The following is a 16,528-nucleotide window of genomic DNA, read 5'->3' as shown; positions in this document are numbered from 1 at the left end:
GCCGAACGTCCTTAAGAGTGCAAAGAACTTATGGCAAAGCGTGACTATTACGAAGTATTGGGTGTCGAGCGAGGCACGAGCGAAGCGGACCTGAAGAAGGCCTATCGCCGCCTGGCAATGAAGCACCACCCCGACCGTAATCCCGGCGACAAAGCTTCGGAAGAGGCATTCAAAGAGGCCAACGAGGCCTATGAAGTGTTGTCCGACGCCAGCAAGCGAGCGGCATACGACCAGTACGGTCATGCCGGCGTGGATCCGAGCATGGGGGGTGGCGGTGCCGGTTTCGGTGGCCAGAACTTCTCGGACATCTTCGGCGATGTCTTCAGTGATTTCTTCGGCGGCGGTCGCGGCGGCTCCCGTGGCGGTGCCCAGCGTGGCAGCGATCTGCGCTACACCCTGGAGCTGAATCTGGAAGAGGCCGTGCGCGGCACGTCGGTGAATATCCGCGTGCCGACGTTGGTCAACTGCAAGCCGTGCGATGGTTCCGGTGCCAAGAAAGGTTCTTCGCCTACGACGTGCCCGACGTGCGGCGGGATCGGCCAGGTGCGCATGCAGCAGGGCTTCTTCTCGGTGCAACAGACCTGCCCGCGCTGCCACGGTCAGGGCAAGATCATTTCCGATCCGTGCGAGTCCTGCCACGGCGACGGCCGCGTCGAAGAGTACAAAACCCTCTCGGTGAAAGTGCCTGCCGGTGTCGACACTGGCGACCGCATTCGTCTGTCCGGCGAAGGCGAGGCGGGTACCCAGGGCGGGCCGACTGGCGACCTGTACGTTGTGATCAATGTGCGCGAACACGACATCTTCCAGCGTGACGGCAAGCATCTGTTCTGCGAAGTGCCGATCAGCTTCGTCGATGCAGCGTTGGGCGGCGAGCTGGAAATTCCGACCCTCGACGGTCGCGTCAAACTGAAAATCCCCGAAGGTACGCAAACCGGCAAGCAGTTCCGCGTACGCGGCAAAGGCGTTGCGCCAGTGCGTGGCGGTGGTGCAGGCGACCTGATGTGCCGTGTGGCCGTTGAAACGCCGGTCAACCTCAATCGTCGTCAGCGTGAACTGCTGGAAGAATTCCGCAGCTCCCTGGCCGACGACAACAGTCACTCACCGAAAACCACCGGTTGGTTCGACGGTGTGAAGCGCTTCTTCGGCGATTTGTAAGGAGTCGGCATGCGACGTATTGCAGTGATGGGCGCCGCCGGGCGCATGGGCAAGACCCTGATAGAGGCGATACAGCAAACCCCGGGCGCCGGGCTGACGGCGGCGGTCGATCGTCCCGACAGCACGCTGGTCGGCGCCGATGCCGGTGAGCTGGCAGCGCTGGGTCGTATCGGCGTGCCACTGTCTGGAGATCTCGATCGCGTGGTTGAAGAGTTCGACGTGCTGATCGACTTCACGCACCCGACCGTGACTCTGAAGAATCTCGCGTTCTGCCGCAAACACGGCAAGGCGATGATCATTGGTACGACCGGTTTCAGTGTTGAAGAGAAGCAATTGCTAGCCGAGGCGGGCAAGGACATTCCGATCGTCTTCGCCGCCAACTTCAGCGTTGGCGTCAACCTCTGCCTGAAATTGCTCGACACTGCTGCGCGAGTGCTGGGTGACGATGTCGATATCGAAATCATGGAAGCTCATCACCGGCACAAGGTCGACGCGCCATCGGGCACGGCGGTGCGCATGGGCGAAGTGATTGCCGACGCGCTGGGGCGTGATCTGAAGAAGGTCGCGGTCTACGGCCGCGAAGGCCAGACCGGTGCGCGTGGGCGTGAAACCATTGGTTTCGCCACCGTGCGTGCTGGCGACATCGTCGGTGATCACACAGTTCTGTTCGCTGCCGATGGCGAGCGCGTCGAGATCACCCACAAGGCCTCAAGCCGCATGACATTCGCCAAGGGCGCGGTACGTGCGGCGCTGTGGCTGGACGGTCGTGAGCCGGGTCTGTATGACATGCAAGACGTGCTCGACCTGCGTTGAGCCGTGACTGAACCGGTGCAAGCGTCCTGTTTGCACCGGTTTTTACCGCTTGGCGACTTCCTGTCGCATTCTCCGGCCTTTAAGGCTCTTTAGCGGTGGACCGAAAACGCCCTTTTCTGTAAGCTACAGCTTTAGTGTGTCCACTAAAAGCGCGCAGAATAATTTCAGTGAAGAAGCGGGGTGACGTGTCCATACGTCACTCCGCTTTTTTACAACCTGCGATTGCCCTTTCATGCGTTATTTACGGGAGGTCTTCTTGACTAAGCCAGCCATACTCGCCCTTGCTGATGGCAGCATTTTTCGCGGCGAAGCCATTGGAGCCGACGGTCAGACCGTTGGTGAGGTGGTGTTCAACACCGCAATGACCGGCTATCAGGAAATCCTTACCGATCCTTCCTACGCCCAACAGATCGTTACCCTGACTTACCCGCACATCGGCAACACCGGCACCACGCCGGAAGATGCCGAGTCCGACCGCGTCTGGTCTGCTGGCCTGGTTATCCGCGACCTGCCGCTGGTAGCGAGCAACTGGCGTAACACGATGTCCCTGTCCGATTACCTGAAGGCCAACAATGTAGTGGCTATCGCCGGTATCGACACCCGTCGCCTGACCCGCATCCTGCGTGAAAAAGGCGCTCAGAACGGCTGCATCATGGCCGGCGACAACATCTCGGAGGAAGCGGCCATTGCCGCTGCGCAAGGCTTCCCGGGCTTGAAGGGCATGGATCTGGCGAAAGTCGTCAGCACCCAGAAGCAATACGAGTGGCGCTCGACTGTCTGGGATCTGAAAACCGACAGCCACGCGACCATCGAAGCCTCCGAGCTGCCATACCACGTGGTCGCCTACGACTACGGCGTCAAGGTCAACATCCTGCGCATGCTGGTAGAGCGCGGCTGCCGCGTCACCGTGGTGCCGGCTCAGACTCCGGCCGCCGATGTGCTGGCACTCAAGCCGGACGGCGTGTTCCTGTCCAACGGCCCCGGTGATCCGGAGCCATGCGACTACGCGATCCAGGCGATCAAGGAAGTCCTTGAAACCGAGACCCCGGTGTTCGGTATCTGCCTGGGTCACCAACTGCTGGCTCTGGCGTCCGGTGCCAAGACTCTGAAAATGGGCCACGGCCACCACGGTGCCAACCACCCGGTGCAGGATCTGGACACAGGGGTGGTGATGATCACCAGCCAGAACCACGGTTTTGCGGTAGACGAAGCCACCCTGCCAGCCAACGTGCGTGCGATCCACAAATCGCTGTTCGATGGCACCCTGCAAGGCATCGAGCGCACCGACAAGAGTGCGTTCAGCTTCCAGGGTCACCCTGAAGCGAGCCCCGGCCCGAACGATGTCGCGCCACTGTTCGACCGCTTCATCAACGAGATGGCCAAGCGACGCTAAGCGTTCGCCTTGAGACTGTAGAGAGAAGCCCTCGAGGGCGGCCCCGGCACCGGTGGCCCCTTCCAGGCTTCAGAAATCGATCAAGACGGCTTGCCGACTGACCTGCGGATTTGAGTGACAAACCATGCCAAAACGTACAGACATTAAAAGCATCCTGATTCTCGGCGCTGGCCCGATTGTGATCGGCCAGGCCTGCGAATTCGACTACTCCGGCGCCCAGGCCTGCAAAGCCCTGCGCGAGGAGGGTTACCGCGTCATCCTGGTGAACTCCAACCCCGCCACCATCATGACCGACCCGGACATGGCCGACGCTACCTACATCGAGCCGATCAAGTGGCAGACCGTTGCCAAGATCATCGAAAAAGAGCGTCCGGACGCCGTGTTGCCAACCATGGGTGGCCAGACTGCATTGAACTGCGCCCTGGATCTGGAGCGCGAAGGCGTTCTGGAGAAGTTCGGCGTAGAGATGATCGGTGCCAACGCCGACACCATCGACAAGGCTGAAGACCGTTCGCGTTTCGACAAGGCGATGAAATCCATCGGCCTGGCCTGTCCGCGTTCCGGCATCGCCCACAGCATGGAAGAGGCCAATGCGGTTCTCGAAACCCTCGGTTTCCCATGCATCATCCGTCCGTCCTTCACCATGGGCGGCACCGGTGGCGGCATCGCTTACAACCGTGAAGAGTTCGAAGAAATCTGCGCCCGTGGTCTGGACCTGTCGCCGACCAAAGAGCTGCTGATCGACGAGTCGCTGATCGGCTGGAAAGAATATGAAATGGAAGTTGTCCGCGATAAAAAGGACAACTGCATCATCGTCTGCTCGATCGAAAACTTCGACCCGATGGGCGTGCACACCGGCGACTCGATCACCGTTGCTCCAGCCCAGACCCTGACCGACAAGGAATACCAGATCCTGCGTAACGCCTCGCTGGCGGTACTGCGCGAGATCGGCGTCGAGACCGGCGGTTCCAACGTGCAGTTCGGTATTTGTCCGAACACTGGCCGCATGGTCGTGATCGAAATGAACCCGCGTGTATCGCGTTCCTCGGCACTGGCTTCGAAAGCCACCGGTTTCCCGATCGCCAAAGTCGCGGCCAAACTGGCTGTGGGTTACACCCTTGATGAGCTGTCGAACGACATCACCGGCGGCAAGACCCCGGCGTCGTTCGAACCGTCGATCGACTACGTCGTCACCAAAATGCCACGCTTTGCCTTCGAGAAATTCGCCAAGGCTGACGCGCGTCTGACCACGCAAATGAAGTCGGTTGGTGAAGTCATGGCCATCGGCCGGACCTTCCAGGAGTCCCTGCAGAAAGCTCTGCGCGGTCTGGAAGTCGGTGTTTGCGGTCTGGACGAGAAGCTCGACCTGAGCAACCCGGAAAGCATGAGCGTGCTCAAGCGCGAACTGACCGTGCCGGGCGCCGAGCGTATCTGGTACGTGGCAGACGCCTTCCGCGCCGGCCTGTCGGTCGAAGACATCTTCGGCATGAACATGATCGACCCATGGTTCCTGGTGCAGATCGAAGACCTGATCAAGGACGAAGAGAAGGTCAAGACCCTCGGCCTGTCCGCGATCGACCGCGATCTGATGTTCAAGCTCAAGCGCAAAGGCTTCTCCGATCAGCGTCTGGCCAAACTGCTGGGTGTGACCGAGAAGAACCTGCGTACACACCGTCAGAAGCTGGAAGTGTTCCCGGTCTACAAGCGCGTCGATACTTGCGCCGCCGAGTTCGCCACCGACACCGCTTACCTCTACTCGACCTACGAGGAAGAGTGCGAGGCGGCGCCATCGGGTCGCGACAAGATCATGATTCTCGGTGGTGGGCCGAACCGTATCGGCCAGGGCATCGAGTTCGACTACTGCTGCGTTCATGCTGCTCTCGCACTGCGCGAAGACGGCTATGAAACCATCATGGTCAACTGCAACCCGGAAACCGTTTCCACCGATTACGATACTTCCGACCGTCTGTACTTCGAGCCGGTAACCCTGGAAGACGTGCTGGAAATCTGCCGCGTCGAGAAGCCCAAAGGCGTGATCGTCCAGTACGGTGGCCAGACCCCGTTGAAACTGGCCCGCGCTCTGGAGGCCGCCGGCGTGCCGATTATCGGCACCAGCCCTGACGCCATCGACCGTGCGGAAGATCGCGAGCGCTTTCAGCAGATGGTTGAGCGCCTGAACCTGCGTCAGCCGCCAAACGCCACCGTGCGCAGCGAAGACGAAGCGGTGCGTGCTGCAGCAAAAATCGGTTATCCGCTGGTGGTGCGCCCGTCCTACGTATTGGGCGGCCGCGCAATGGAAATCGTTTACAAGGAAGACGAGCTCAAGCGTTACCTGCGTGACGCGGTGCAAGTGTCCAACGACAGCCCTGTGCTGCTCGACCACTTCCTCAACTGCGCCATAGAAATGGATGTGGATGCGGTCAGTGACGGTAAAGATGTCGTCATCGGCGCGATCATGCAACACATCGAGCAGGCCGGGGTTCACTCCGGCGACTCCGCATGCTCGCTGCCGCCGTACTCGCTGCCGGCGCACATCCAGGACGAGATGCGCGAGCAGGTCAAGAAAATGGCCCTGGAGCTGGGCGTTGTCGGTCTGATGAACGTGCAGCTGGCGTTGCAAGGCGAAGACATCTACGTCATCGAAGTCAACCCGCGCGCCTCGCGTACCGTGCCGTTCGTTTCCAAGTGCATCGGTGTCTCCCTGGCGATGATCGCTGCCCGCGTGATGGCCGGTAAGACTCTGAAGGAAATCGGTTTCACCAAGGAAATCATCCCGAACTTTTACAGCGTAAAAGAGGCGGTGTTCCCGTTCGCCAAATTCCCTGGCGTTGACCCGATCCTCGGCCCGGAAATGAAGTCGACCGGTGAAGTGATGGGCGTCGGCGACACCTTCGGTGAAGCCTTCGCCAAGGCGCAGATGGGCGCCAGCGAAGTGCTGCCGACCGGCGGTACTGCGTTCATCAGTGTGCGTGACGACGACAAGCCATTGGTTGCAGGCGTGGCCCGTGATCTGATCAACTTGGGTTTCGAAGTGGTCGCCACGGCTGGCACTGCCAGGCTGATCGAAGCGGCAGGCCTAAAAGTGCGCCGCGTGAACAAGGTGACCGAGGGTCGCCCGCACGTGGTCGACATGATCAAGAATGACGAAGTCACGCTGATCATCAACACCACCGAAGGTCGCCAGTCGATCGCTGATTCGTACTCCATTCGTCGCAATGCCCTGCAGCACAAGATTTACTGCACCACCACTATTGCTGCTGGCGAAGCTATCTGTGAAGCGCTGAAGTTCGGTCCGGAAAAGACCGTGCGTCGCTTGCAGGATCTACACGCAGGATTGAAGGCATGAGCATAACCAAGTACCCGATGACTGTTCAGGGCGCTAAAGCTCTGGAAGAAGAGCATGCGTTCCTGACCAAGGTTGAGCGTCCGCGTCTGAGCCAGGCGATTGGCGAAGCGCGCGAGCTCGGCGATCTCAAGGAAAACGCCGAATACCATGCCGCTCGTGAAGAGCAGGGCATGGTCGAAGCGCGAGTCCGCGATATTGAAGGCCGCATGCAGAATGCTGTGATCATCGACGTCACGACCATTCCGCATACCGGCAAGGTGATTTTCGGCACCACTGTTGAAATCGCTAATGTCGAAACCGATGAAAGCGTCACTTACCAGATCGTGGGTGAGGACGAGGCTGACATCAAGCTCGGCAAGATTTCGGTCGGTTCGCCGATCGCCCGCGCCTTGATTGCCAAGGAAGAGGGCGACACCGTCGTCGTGAAAACGCCGGGCGGCGATATCGAGTATGAGATTGTCGAAGTTCGTCACATCTGAAAGAAGGCGCCCGCTGCATGCGGGCGCCATGCTTTGGCAGCTAACCCAAATGCTTTGGGTCGGTGGTCTATGGCTGATTCACATCGGTTTGCAGCCGGCGTTGGGCCAGATTGGCCTGGCGCCGCTGTTGATCGACGAAGTAGCCCGTGCATTCGAAGTGCTGGTGGTTGGATTCGCCGCTCTGTGCGTTGTCTTTCAGGTTTTGGTGCTGGTACAGGCCGAGGGCCTTGGCAGTCTATGGCGGGATTTTCGCGGACAAGTGCTGTTGATGGCGTTGTACGCGTGCGCGATGTATGTCGCGGTACGTGTCGGCTGGCCGGATGCGCAGCGCTGGCAGGTATTCAGTTATCTGGTGCTGGGGTTTTCCGGGCTGGTGCTGGTGATGCAGCCGGTGCCGGGATGGGGTGGCAGGGTGCGCGAAGCACACCCTTGACCCTGGTCATCATTTGAAGCGATGAACGTTCGACAGCTGCTTGTTGGCGCTGAAATTCCTGCGGTAAACCAGTGCCATCTTGCCGATGACCTGTACCAGATCCGCTTTGCCGACTTTGCACAGTTCGGCGATGTGCGCCAGGCGCGACTCGCGATCGAGGATGTTGAGCTTGATCTTGATCAGCTCGTGATCCGCCAATGCGCGTTCGAGTTCGGCTAACACACCTTCAGTCAAACCGTTGTCAGCCACAATCAACACTGGCTTCAGGTGGTGGCCAATGGATTTGTACTGTTTCTTCTGCTCTGGAGTGAGCGGCATAATCTGACCCTTTCGTCTGGATTCTGTAAAATGGCGGCCATTTTACCCGAGGGTTCGTGGATCCGCCCAACTAATCACGACCCTAATCATCGAGGTGCCCAATGGCGCGTTCCAAGACAAGCCTTGGTTGGCTGAAAAGACATGTCAACGATCCTTATGTGAAGCAGGCGCAGAAGGACGGTTACCGCTCGCGTGCGAGTTACAAGCTGCTGGAGATCCAGGAAAAATACAAACTGATCCGCCCGGGCATGAGTGTTGTCGACCTCGGCGCGGCGCCGGGCGGCTGGTCGCAGGTCACCAGTCGATTGATCGGTGGGCAGGGCCGTTTGATCGCATCTGATATTCTGGAGATGGACAGCATCCCTGACGTGCATTTTATTCAGGGCGACTTCACTGAGGACACGGTGCTCGCTGAGATCCTCGAGGCCGTGGGTAATTCGCAGGTGGACCTTGTGATTTCCGATATGGCCCCCAATATGAGTGGTACGCCCGAAGTGGACATGCCCAAAGCCATGTTTCTTTGCGAGCTCGCTCTCGATCTGGCAGAGCGGATACTCAAGCCGGGTGGCAATTTCGTCATCAAGATTTTCCAGGGTGAAGGTTTCGATGTTTATCTGAAGGATGCTCGCAAGAAGTTCGACAAGATCCAGATGATCAAGCCAGACTCCTCCCGTGGCAGCTCCCGCGAGCAATATATGCTGGCCTGGGGTTACCGCGGTGGTGATGCGTAAAGCGAGGTTTTTCGGCAGGGCGATAGGTTTTTCATATTTCGCTCTGCGGGCATAAGCGAATATTGTGTAGAAAGTGTTTCACAAAGGGTTACAGACGGCGCCTGCCAGAGTTGTAGGTAATGTAGTAAGTTAGGCCGGTGAATATCATGCGAAGCGCGCGCCAGTAGCGGAGCTTGCTTCAGAGGGTAGTTAATTGAACGATATGGCAAAGAATCTGATCCTGTGGTTGATCATCGCGGCTGTCCTGGTGACGGTGATGAACAACTTCTCCAGCCCTAACGAGCCGCAGACCCTCAACTATTCCGACTTCATCCAGCAGGTCAAGGATGGCAAGGTCGAGCGCGTAGCCGTTGATGGCTATGTGATTACCGGCAAGCGCACCGATGGTGACAGCTTCAAGACCATTCGTCCGGCAATTCAGGATAATGGCCTGATCGGCGATCTGGTCGACAACCACGTTGTGGTTGAAGGCAAGCAGCCTGAACAGCAAAGCATCTGGACCCAGCTTCTGGTAGCCAGCTTCCCGATCCTGGTGATCATCGCGGTGTTCATGTTCTTCATGCGCCAGATGCAGGGCGGTGCCGGCGGCAAGGGTGGGCCAATGAGCTTCGGCAAGAGCAAGGCGCGCCTGCTCTCCGAAGATCAGGTGAAAACCACTTTGGCTGACGTTGCCGGTTGCGACGAAGCCAAGGAGGAAGTCGGCGAGCTGGTTGAGTTCCTGCGTGATCCGGGCAAATTCCAGCGTCTGGGCGGTCGTATTCCGCGCGGCGTATTGATGGTCGGCCCACCAGGTACCGGTAAGACCTTGTTGGCCAAGGCGATTGCCGGCGAAGCGAAAGTGCCGTTCTTCACCATTTCCGGTTCTGACTTCGTCGAGATGTTTGTCGGTGTCGGCGCCAGCCGTGTTCGCGACATGTTCGAGCAGGCTAAAAAACATGCCCCTTGCATCATCTTTATCGACGAGATCGACGCTGTCGGTCGCCACCGTGGCGCCGGTATGGGTGGCGGTCACGATGAGCGTGAGCAGACTCTCAACCAGTTGCTGGTCGAGATGGACGGCTTCGAAATGAACGACGGCATCATCGTGATCGCCGCAACCAACCGTCCAGACGTACTCGACCCTGCGCTGCTGCGTCCGGGACGTTTCGACCGCCAGGTGGTGGTTGGCTTGCCGGATATTCGTGGTCGTGAGCAGATTCTGAAAGTGCACATGCGCAAAGTTCCGATGGGCGATGATGTTGCTCCGGCAGTGATCGCGCGTGGTACTCCAGGCTTCTCGGGTGCTGACCTGGCCAATCTGGTCAACGAAGCGTCGCTATTCGCTGCCCGCAGCGGCAAGCGTATCGTCGAGATGAAAGAGTTCGAACTGGCCAAGGACAAGATCATGATGGGCGCCGAGCGCAAATCCATGGTCATGTCCGAGAAAGAAAAGCAGAACACCGCTTATCACGAAGCTGGCCACGCCATCGTGGGTCGCGTGGTGCCTGAGCATGATCCGGTCTACAAGGTGTCGATCATCCCGCGCGGTCGCGCGCTGGGTGTGACCATGTTCCTGCCGGAAGAAGATCGCTACAGCCTGTCCAAGCGCGCCTTGATCAGTCAGATCTGCTCGCTGTACGGCGGTCGTATCGCCGAAGAAATGACTCTGGGCTTCGATGGTGTTACTACCGGCGCTTCCAACGACATCATGCGTGCCAGCCAGATTGCGCGGAACATGGTGACGAAATGGGGTCTGTCGGAAAAACTCGGTCCGCTGATGTACGCCGAAGAAGAGGGTGAAGTATTCCTCGGGCGTGGCGGTGGCGGTCAGAACGCAAGCTTCTCCGGTGAGACAGCCAAGCTGATCGACTCTGAAGTGCGCAGTATCATTGATCAGTGCTACGGCACCGCCAAGCAGATCCTCACGGATAACCGTGACAAGCTGGATGCAATGGCCGATGCGCTGATGAAGTACGAAACCATTGATGCCGAGCAGATCGATGACATCATGGCGGGTCGCACGCCTCGAGAACCGCGTGACTGGTCGGGCGGCACCGGTACGCCTCCACCGCCTGTCGTGCAGGATGAGCGTCCGGAAAAACCGATTGGCGGTCCGGCTGCTGACGTTTAAGGCTTGAAATGACTTCTGTACAGTCCCTGACCCGGTTGCCTTGCGGCAACCGGGTTCTTGATTTGGCCCAGACGCATGTCATGGGCATTCTCAATGTCACTCCTGATTCCTTTTCCGACGGCGGCCGCTACAGCCAGCTCGATGCTGCGCTGCGCCACGCCGAAGCCATGGTGCTGGCCGGGGCGACGCTGATCGATGTCGGCGGCGAATCGACCCGGCCGGGTGCACGGGCGGTTTCTCCCCTGGAAGAGCTTGAGCGAGTTGCGCGAATTGTCGAGCTGATCAATCGAGAGCTGGATGTCGTCATTTCAGTCGATACTTCGACCCCGGCAGTCATGCGCGAAACCGCGCGGCTCGGTGCCGGATTGATCAATGATGTGCGTTCGCTGCGACGTGATGGCGCAATGGACGCGGCGGCGGCGACCGGTTTACCCGTCTGTCTCATGCATATGCTCGGCGAGCCGGGCGATATGCAGGATAATCCGCAGTATCAGAATGTCACTCGCGAGGTCGGAGAGTTTCTTGCCGAGCGCATGGATCAGTGCGCCCAGGCTGGCATTCCCGCCGAGCGGATTATTCTTGATCCCGGCTTCGGCTTCGCCAAAACCTTGCAGCACAATCTAAGCTTGTTCAAGCACATGGAGGCCCTGCATGCGCTGGGTCGACCTTTGCTGGTAGGTGTTTCGCGCAAGAGTATGATTGGCCACGCGTTGAACCGTCCCGTGGGCGAGCGTCTGCATGGTGGCCTGGCGCTTGCGGCGCTGGCTTCGGTCAAGGGTGCGCGGATATTGCGGGTTCACGATGTGGCGGAAACTGTCGATGTGGTACGAATGATCGCGGCCGTAGAATCAGCCGAATAAGAATGATGGAGCACTTATGAGCAAGAAATATTTTGGCACCGACGGCATTCGCGGTCGCGTTGGTGAATACCCGATCACGCCTGACTTCATGCTCAAGCTTGGCTGGGCGGCAGGCATGGCTTTCCGCAAGATGGGTGCCTGCAAGGTGCTCGTCGGCAAAGACACGCGGATCTCCGGCTATATGTTCGAATCGGCGCTTGAAGCGGGACTGACATCGGCAGGTGCTGATGTGATGTTGCTCGGGCCGATGCCGACCCCGGCCATCGCTTATCTGTCGCGTACGTTCCAGGCTGAAGCCGGAATCGTGATCAGCGCTTCGCACAATCCTCATGATGATAACGGTATCAAGTTCTTCTCTGGCAAAGGCACCAAGCTGCCGGATGAGTTGGAGTTGATGATCGAAGAGTTGCTCGATACGCCCATGACCGTCGTCGAGTCGAGCAAGATCGGCAAAGTCTCGCGAATAAATGACGCATCGGGTCGCTATATCGAGTTCTGTAAAAGCAGCGTGCCCACCGGGACCAATTTTTCCGGACTGAAGATAGTCATCGACTGCGCACACGGGGCGACCTATAAAGTCGCGCCAAGTGTGTTCCGTGAGCTGGGCGCTGAAGTTGTTGTGCTTTCTGCTCAACCGAACGGGCTGAATATCAACGATAACTGCGGTTCCACGCATATGGGGCCGTTGCAGGCTGCGGTACTCGCCGAGCATGCCGACCTCGGGATCGCATTCGATGGTGATGGCGATCGGGTATTGATGGTTGATCACACCGGCACCATCGTCGATGGTGATGATCTGCTGTTTATCATTGCCCGCGATCTGCATGAGCGCGGCAAGTTGCAGGGTGGAGTGGTCGGTACGTTGATGAGCAACCTCGGCCTCGAACTGGCCCTGGCAGATCTGTCGATCCCTTTCGTTCGTGCCAATGTCGGTGACCGCTATGTGATCGCTGAGCTGCAAGAGCGCAACTGGCTTGTCGGTGGAGAAAACTCCGGGCATGTCGTGTGTTTCAATCACACCACAACGGGCGACGCGATCATCGCGGCTCTGCAGGTGTTGATGGCGCTGAAATCCCGCAACGAAGGGCTCGCCCAAACCCGGCAGGCGCTGCGCAAGTGCCCGCAGGTTCTGATCAACGTCCGCTTTGGCGGCGGTGAAAGCCCGCTGGAGCATCCGGCTGTCAAGGAAGCCAGTGCCCGTGTAACTCAGGCGATGGCGGGGCGCGGTCGCGTGCTTCTGCGCAAGTCCGGCACAGAGCCTTTGGTGCGCGTCATGGTCGAAGGCGAGGACGAAAACCAGGTTCGCGGCTATGCCGAAGAGCTGGCAAAACTGGTAACTGAAGTTTCTGCCTGATACGGCTTGCAAGCCATGATTGTGTTGGGTAACATCTGCGCCCACTTTGACCGACGAGGTACAGCATGCGTCGCCCTATGGTAGCTGGTAACTGGAAGATGCACGGTACCCGCGCCAGCGTCGCTGAGCTGATCAACGGCCTTCGTCATCTGGCCTTGCCAAGCGGTGTTGATGTCGCGGTGTTCCCGCCTTGCTTGTATATCAATCAAGTGATTGATGGCTTGAAAGGAAAGTCGATTTCGGTCGGCGCGCAGAATTCTGCGGTGGAAGCCATGCAAGGTGCGCTGACCGGTGAGATTGCTCCCAGTCAACTGGTGGATGCAGGTTGTTCCCTAGTGCTTGTCGGGCATTCAGAACGCCGCCAGATTCTCGGCGAGCGGGACGGGATGCTGAATCGCAAGTTCGCAGCGGCACAGGCATGTGGCTTGGTTCCGGTGTTGTGTGTAGGGGAAACCCTCGAACAGCGCGAATCCGGAAAAACCCTTGAAGTTGTCGGGCGTCAGCTTGGCAGCATCATTGAAGAGCTCGGTGTCGGTGCCTTTGCCAAGGCAGTAATCGCTTACGAGCCGGTCTGGGCCATTGGTACCGGACTGACTGCAACGCCGCAACAGGCTCAGGATGTGCACAAAGCCATTCGCGAGCAGTTGGCGGCAGAGAATTCTGAAGTCGCACGAGGTGTGCGGCTTCTATACGGCGGCAGCGTGAAGGCGGCCAATGCGGTCGAACTGTTCGGCATGCCGGATATCGATGGGGGGCTCATTGGTGGAGCTTCCCTGAATGCAGATGAGTTCGGTGCGATTTGTCGCGCCGCGGGAAACTGAAAAAATGCTGGAAACAGTCGTAGTCGTTTTTCATCTGCTGGGTGCATTGGGCGTAGTTGCTCTGGTTTTGCTGCAGCAGGGTAAGGGTGCGGACGCTGGCGCGTCTTTCGGAGCAGGTGCTTCAAATACTGTGTTCGGAAGCCAAGGTTCCTCTACCTTTCTTAGTAAGTTTACTGCTATACTTGCCGCCGGTTTCTTCATAACCAGCTTGGGGTTAGGTTACTTTGCTAAAGAGAAAGCTCATCAGCTGACTCAAGCAGGTCTTCCAGATCCAGCAGTGTTGGAAGTGCCTAAGCAACAACCGGCTTCTGATGATGTCCCGGTGCTTCAAGAGCAAAAGTCGGCTACTCCAGCGACTGACGTACCTCCAGCTCAAGAGCAGAAGTAAGAAGGGTTTCAAACGTAGTATTGCCGAGGTGGTGGAATTGGTAGACACGCAACCTTGAGGTGGTTGTGCCCATAGGGTGTAGGGGTTCGAGTCCCCTTCTCGGTACCAATTAGTCAGGAGAGCCCGCTGTTGCGGGCTTTCTTGCAGGTGGAAGGTTACATTGACCCTATAAGGGATCGGTCGTATACTTCCGCCCCAGCTTTGTCGCGGGGTGGAGCAGTCTGGTAGCTCGTCGGGCTCATAACCCGAAGGTCGTCGGTTCAAATCCGGCCCCCGCAACCAGTTTAAAGAGCCCCTTTTAAGGGGCTTTTTGTTAGCTGGATACTTTCAACGCCGCTGTTCGACGGCGTTTCAAGGATGGGCGTTATGCCCATTTTTTTATTTTGCAAAGCATGCACATATCATGCACTAGGGGGTTCAGGTGTCGAGCAAGCTAGAAGAGTTGCAGGCCTTGCTGGCCCCGGTGGTCGTGGCCCTGGGCTATGAATGCTGGGGTATCGAGTTTTCGGCTCAGGGTCGGCACTCGATGTTGCGCGTTTATATCGATAAAGAGGGTGGCGTGCTGGTGGACGATTGCGCCATTGTCAGCCGTCAGATCAGCGGTGTACTGGATGTTGAAGATCCGATCTCCGTTGAATACACCCTTGAAGTTTCCTCGCCTGGCATGGAGCGCCCGCTGTTCACTCTTGAGCAGTTTGCCAAATTTGCCGGTGAACAAGTGAAGATCAAGCTGCGCTCGCCTTTTGAAGGTCGACGCAACTTTCAGGGCCTTCTGCGCGGTGTAGAAGAGCAGGACGTCGTGGTGCAGGTAGAAGACCACGAGTTCCTGTTGCCGATCGATATGATCGACAAGGCCAACATTATTCCCAGTTTTGACTGAGACGCGGATCCCGCGGATCCAATGGCTTGCGAAAGGCGAGGCGTACGATGAGCAAAGAAGTACTGCTGGTTGTTGAGTCGGTATCCAATGAAAAGGGTGTACCGGCAAGCGTAATTTTTGAAGCGCTGGAGCTGGCTCTGGCCACTGCTACCAAAAAGCGTTTTGAAGACGAAGTGGACCTGCGTGTGGAAATCAACCGCCACACCGGTTCCTACGAAACCTTCCGTCGCTGGACGGTCGTCGAAGAGAATGATCTTGACGATCCGGCCATCGAGACCTGGCCAAGCAAGGTTGCCGAAACGCATCCTGGCGCCAAGGTTGGTGACGTCGTCGAAGAGAAAATCGAGTCCATCGAGTTCGGCCGCATCGCTGCACAGACTGCCAAGCAGGTCATCGTGCAGAAAGTTCGCGAAGCCGAGCGCGCTCAAGTGGTCGACGCCTATCGCGAACGCCTGGGAGAAATCATCTCCGGCACCGTGAAAAAAGTCACCCGCGACAACGTGATCGTCGATCTGGGCAACAACGCTGAAGCGCTGCTGGCCCGTGAAGACATCATTTCTCGCGAAACCTTCCGTGTCGGCGTGCGTCTGCGTGCGCTGCTCAAGGAAATCCGCACCGAGAACCGCGGCCCGCAGTTGATCCTGTCGCGCACCGCGCCGGAAATGCTGATCGAGCTGTTCCGTATCGAAGTGCCGGAAATCGCTGAAGGCCTCATCGAGGTCATGGCTGCGTCCCGTGATCCGGGTTCGCGTGCCAAGATCGCCGTCCGCTCCAAGGACAAGCGCATCGATCCACAAGGTGCCTGCATCGGTATGCGCGGTTCGCGTGTCCAGGCGGTATCGGGTGAGTTGGGCGGTGAGCGTGTTGATATCGTGCTGTGGGACGACAACCCGGCCCAGTTCGTGATCAACGCCATGTCCCCGGCCGAGGTCGCGGCAATTATCGTTGACGAAGATGCCCATGCCATGGACATCGCCGTTGGCGCAGACAATCTGGCTCAGGCCATCGGTCGCGGTGGTCAGAACGTACGTCTGGCCAGCCAGTTGACTGGCTGGACCCTGAACGTGATGACCGAATCGGACATCCAGGCTAAGCAGCAAGCAGAAACCGGCGACATCCTGCGCAACTTCATCGATGAGCTGGAAGTCGACGAAGAACTGGCGCAGGTGCTGGTAGATGAAGGCTTCACCAGCCTGGAAGAGATTGCCTACGTACCGGTGGAGGAAATGCTCAACATCGACGGCTTTGACGAGGATATCGTCGACGAGCTTCGTGCTCGTGCCAAGGATCGCTTGTTGACCAAAGCCATCGCTACTGAGGAAAAGCTGGCAGACGCCCATCCGGCCGAAGACCTGCTCTCGCTTGAGGGTATGGACAAGGATTTGGCGATGGAACTGGCGGTGCGCGGCGTAATTACCCGCGAAGACCTGGCCGAGCAGTCTATTGA

The 16,528-nt window shown here is 58.3% G+C and carries 15 protein-coding genes and 2 tRNA genes; 16 read left to right on the top strand and 1 reads right to left on the bottom strand.

The window, feature by feature from the left end:
* The first annotated feature begins 30 nt into the window (after positions 1–30).
* The 6 genes from dnaJ to VNV36_RS19615 all read left to right on the top strand — a co-directional run bounded on the left by dnaJ (position 31) and on the right by VNV36_RS19615 (position 7,619).
* Positions 31–1,155, top strand: coding sequence for a molecular chaperone DnaJ (gene dnaJ, locus VNV36_RS19640; RefSeq protein ID WP_325719646.1), 1,125 nt, complete (start codon positions 31–33; stop codon positions 1,153–1,155).
* Positions 1,156–1,164: 9 nt separating this feature from the next.
* Positions 1,165–1,968, top strand: coding sequence for a 4-hydroxy-tetrahydrodipicolinate reductase (gene dapB / locus VNV36_RS19635; protein WP_325719643.1), 804 nt, complete (start codon positions 1,165–1,167; stop codon positions 1,966–1,968).
* 256 nt (positions 1,969–2,224) lie between these two features.
* Positions 2,225–3,361 (top strand): glutamine-hydrolyzing carbamoyl-phosphate synthase small subunit, encoded by a 1,137-nt coding sequence (carA, locus tag VNV36_RS19630; RefSeq protein ID WP_325719641.1) that lies wholly within the window; start codon positions 2,225–2,227, stop codon positions 3,359–3,361.
* Between the two features lie 124 nt (positions 3,362–3,485).
* Positions 3,486–6,707, top strand: a complete 3,222-nt coding sequence (gene carB / locus VNV36_RS19625) for a carbamoyl-phosphate synthase large subunit (protein ID WP_325719639.1) — start codon at positions 3,486–3,488, stop codon at positions 6,705–6,707.
* 2 nt (positions 6,708–6,709) lie between these two features.
* Positions 6,710–7,186, top strand: coding sequence for a transcription elongation factor GreA (gene greA / locus VNV36_RS19620; protein WP_325719774.1), 477 nt, complete (start codon positions 6,710–6,712; stop codon positions 7,184–7,186).
* A 28-nt stretch (positions 7,187–7,214) separates the two neighbouring features.
* A complete protein-coding gene (locus VNV36_RS19615) occupies positions 7,215–7,619 on the top strand; it encodes an MFS transporter (protein WP_325719637.1) in 405 nt (134 codons plus the stop codon).
* Positions 7,620–7,628: 9 nt separating this feature from the next.
* Here the strand turns inward: VNV36_RS19615 and VNV36_RS19610 are convergent, their stop codons facing one another.
* Positions 7,629–7,937, bottom strand: a complete 309-nt coding sequence (locus tag VNV36_RS19610) for a YhbY family RNA-binding protein (RefSeq protein ID WP_325719635.1) — start codon at positions 7,935–7,937, stop codon at positions 7,629–7,631.
* Between the two features lie 101 nt (positions 7,938–8,038).
* Between VNV36_RS19610 and rlmE the strand changes: the two genes are divergently transcribed.
* From rlmE to nusA, 10 genes are all read left to right on the top strand, one after another.
* Positions 8,039–8,668 (top strand): 23S rRNA (uridine(2552)-2'-O)-methyltransferase RlmE, encoded by a 630-nt coding sequence (gene rlmE, locus VNV36_RS19605; protein ID WP_325719633.1) that lies wholly within the window; start codon positions 8,039–8,041, stop codon positions 8,666–8,668.
* Positions 8,669–8,870: 202 nt separating this feature from the next.
* Positions 8,871–10,778, top strand: coding sequence for an ATP-dependent zinc metalloprotease FtsH (gene ftsH / locus VNV36_RS19600; protein WP_325719631.1), 1,908 nt, complete (start codon positions 8,871–8,873; stop codon positions 10,776–10,778).
* An 8-nt stretch (positions 10,779–10,786) separates the two neighbouring features.
* Complete coding sequence (folP, locus tag VNV36_RS19595; protein ID WP_325719629.1) at positions 10,787–11,638, top strand: dihydropteroate synthase; 852 nt, start codon at positions 10,787–10,789, stop codon at positions 11,636–11,638.
* Positions 11,639–11,654: 16 nt separating this feature from the next.
* A complete protein-coding gene (glmM, locus tag VNV36_RS19590) occupies positions 11,655–12,992 on the top strand; it encodes a phosphoglucosamine mutase (protein WP_325719627.1) in 1,338 nt (445 codons plus the stop codon).
* Between the two features lie 65 nt (positions 12,993–13,057).
* Positions 13,058–13,813: a triose-phosphate isomerase gene (gene tpiA, locus VNV36_RS19585; RefSeq protein ID WP_325719625.1), complete on the top strand. Its 756-nt coding sequence runs from the start codon at positions 13,058–13,060 to the stop codon at positions 13,811–13,813.
* Positions 13,814–13,817: 4 nt separating this feature from the next.
* Positions 13,818–14,201 (top strand): preprotein translocase subunit SecG, encoded by a 384-nt coding sequence (gene secG, locus VNV36_RS19580; protein ID WP_016771756.1) that lies wholly within the window; start codon positions 13,818–13,820, stop codon positions 14,199–14,201.
* Positions 14,202–14,223: 22 nt separating this feature from the next.
* Positions 14,224–14,309: transfer RNA gene (locus VNV36_RS19575), tRNA-Leu, on the top strand.
* Positions 14,310–14,406: 97 nt separating this feature from the next.
* Positions 14,407–14,483: transfer RNA gene (locus tag VNV36_RS19570), tRNA-Met, on the top strand.
* Between the two features lie 139 nt (positions 14,484–14,622).
* Entirely contained in the window at positions 14,623–15,081 is a 459-nt protein-coding gene (gene rimP, locus VNV36_RS19565) for a ribosome maturation factor RimP (RefSeq protein ID WP_007973115.1), read from the top strand.
* Positions 15,082–15,128: 47 nt separating this feature from the next.
* On the top strand, positions 15,129–16,528 hold a 1,400-nt coding region (gene nusA / locus VNV36_RS19560), incomplete at its 3' end, for a transcription termination factor NusA (RefSeq protein WP_325719621.1).

This window comes from Pseudomonas sp. (genome assembly GCF_035554175.1).
Taxonomy (GTDB): domain Bacteria; phylum Pseudomonadota; class Gammaproteobacteria; order Pseudomonadales; family Pseudomonadaceae; genus Aquipseudomonas.
Note: the sequence above shows the minus strand (reverse complement) of the source record. Positions and strands in the feature narration are given on the sequence as shown.

What these genes read in the sequence shown, in the direction of transcription:
- VNV36_RS19610 (WP_325719635.1), bottom strand. Translation starts at nt 7,937, where the DNA reads ATGCCGCTCACTCCAGAGCAGAAGAAACAGTACAAATCCATTGGCCAC.
- VNV36_RS19615 (WP_325719637.1), top strand. Translation starts at nt 7,215, where the DNA reads ATGCTTTGGCAGCTAACCCAAATGCTTTGGGTCGGTGGTCTATGGCTG.
- glmM (WP_325719627.1), top strand. Translation starts at nt 11,655, where the DNA reads ATGAGCAAGAAATATTTTGGCACCGACGGCATTCGCGGTCGCGTTGGT.
- dnaJ (WP_325719646.1), top strand. Translation starts at nt 31, where the DNA reads ATGGCAAAGCGTGACTATTACGAAGTATTGGGTGTCGAGCGAGGCACG.
- carB (WP_325719639.1), top strand. Translation starts at nt 3,486, where the DNA reads ATGCCAAAACGTACAGACATTAAAAGCATCCTGATTCTCGGCGCTGGC.
- folP (WP_325719629.1), top strand. Translation starts at nt 10,787, where the DNA reads ATGACTTCTGTACAGTCCCTGACCCGGTTGCCTTGCGGCAACCGGGTT.
- secG (WP_016771756.1), top strand. Translation starts at nt 13,818, where the DNA reads ATGCTGGAAACAGTCGTAGTCGTTTTTCATCTGCTGGGTGCATTGGGC.
- tpiA (WP_325719625.1), top strand. Translation starts at nt 13,058, where the DNA reads ATGCGTCGCCCTATGGTAGCTGGTAACTGGAAGATGCACGGTACCCGC.
- ftsH (WP_325719631.1), top strand. Translation starts at nt 8,871, where the DNA reads ATGGCAAAGAATCTGATCCTGTGGTTGATCATCGCGGCTGTCCTGGTG.
- rlmE (WP_325719633.1), top strand. Translation starts at nt 8,039, where the DNA reads ATGGCGCGTTCCAAGACAAGCCTTGGTTGGCTGAAAAGACATGTCAAC.
- dapB (WP_325719643.1), top strand. Translation starts at nt 1,165, where the DNA reads ATGCGACGTATTGCAGTGATGGGCGCCGCCGGGCGCATGGGCAAGACC.